Source organism: Bacillus pretiosus, assembly GCF_051294775.1.
In the GTDB taxonomy this organism is placed as follows: domain Bacteria; phylum Bacillota; class Bacilli; order Bacillales; family Bacillaceae_G; genus Bacillus_A; species Bacillus_A wiedmannii.
Genome location: NZ_JBPPHF010000681.1, coordinates 1 through 278, shown reverse-complemented (window position 1 = coordinate 278; position 278 = coordinate 1). Strand labels below are relative to the sequence as shown.

The 278-nt window shown below is 36.3% G+C and carries 1 pseudogene; it reads right to left on the bottom strand.

The features are described 5' to 3' along the window. Window positions 1–278, bottom strand: a pseudogene (locus ACSG5Z_RS32675) (DUF3967 domain-containing protein); the annotation flags it as partial.

The following is a 278-nucleotide window of genomic DNA, read 5'->3' as shown; positions in this document are numbered from 1 at the left end:
CCAATAATCTTTGCATAAGAATTTCATCGATTATTTCATTCTTCGCTACGTCTAAGCTAGTATTCATCGCTATAAGCGTTTGGGAGTCCTGTATCGGTTGTATAGCGCTCAATAACTCTGATTCTCTTTGTGCGAATCGCTGATCTTGTTCAACTAAACGCTTATTTAATTCTTGTAATAATTCATTTTGCTTTTCAATGATCTCGTTTAGATCTTGAAGCATCATCTGTAGCGTTGTAGCGTTGAAATCCGGTTCTTCATATCGCTCAATTTCATGT